1 protein-coding gene is annotated in these 1,167 nt (G+C 69.1%); it reads right to left on the reverse strand.

Annotated features, from left to right (window positions below; translation table 11 throughout):
• Positions 1 to 836, reverse strand: an 836-nt coding sequence (locus tag ACWCQ6_RS37395; protein WP_451096983.1) for a carbohydrate ABC transporter permease, incomplete at its 3' end; no start/stop codon positions are given.
• Positions 837 to 1,167 lie beyond the last annotated feature (331 nt).

Raw genomic sequence — 1,167 nt, forward strand, 5'->3', positions numbered from 1 at the left:
CCGATGGCGGAGGCGTAACCCAGGTCGAAGTACTTGAAGCCCGCGTCGTAGAGCTGGAAGACGAGCGTGTAGCTGGCGTTGGCGGGGCCGCCGCCAGTCATCGTGTAGACCGCGTCGAAGACCTGGAACGAGGCCGTCGTCTCGATCACGGCGAGGAAGAACAGGGCGGGCTTGAGCTGCGGCAGCACGATGTACCGGAACCGCTGCCAGGGCCCGGCGCCGTCGGTGAGCGCGGCCTCTTCCAGTTCGCGCGGGATGTCCTGCATCCGGGCCAGCAGGATGAGCATCCCGTACCCGAAGCGGGACCAGACGCCCACGATCGCGAGCGCGGGCAGCACCAGCACGTCGTCGGAGAGCCAGGAGCCCTCCGACATCCCGAACCAGCTCATCAGGGTGGACCACGGCCCACCCGTCGAGAAGATCCAGACGAAGACGGTGGCGGCCAGCACCAGCGAGGTGACGACCGGCAGGAAGAACACGGAACGGAAGAACTTGGCGCCGCGGAACGCGCGGCGGGTGATCAGCGCCAGGGACACCGAGGCGAGCAGCGTGCCCGGCACCGCGAGCACCGTGTAGAGGACCGTGACCTTCAGCGCCTGCCAGAACAGCGGGTCGTCCCACAGGCGGGTGAAGTTGTCCAGCCCGATGAAGCTGCCGCCGCCCGTGAGCGTGTAGTCGGTGAAGCTCATCAGCACCCCGGCGATGCCCGGACCGAACCGGAACGCCAGGAAGAGCAGGAAGCACGGAAGGACGAAGAGCAGGCCGATCCGGGCCTCGCGGCGCGCCTGCGGCCCGCTGCGGCGACCTGGGCGGGTTGGTTCCGCGACGACTGCCACGGGGATCTCCTTGCGGTACGGGGGAATTGCGGAGGGACGGGGGCTGGGGTCTTCCGTCTGGACCAGGCCGGATCACGGAGCAAGGTCCGGTGCGTGCGGTCGCAAGGCGGAGGAGGGAGTCGGATGGGGTCTTCCCTGCTGGAGCGGAGCCGAGAGCTCGGGGAAGGAGCCCTGGCGACCGACGATTACGCGGCGAGTACGCGTGCCGGACCCCGCGAGCCCGGCATGATCCGGACGAGAGGCCCTGGGCCCCCGGGGAGGGCGGTTGTGGGATCCGGGTCCGGCACGAGTCGCTGCGTCAGATACCCACCCACGAACGCCAAGTGTCAAC

The sequence above is a fragment of the Streptomyces sp. NPDC001880 genome, from assembly GCF_053594575.1.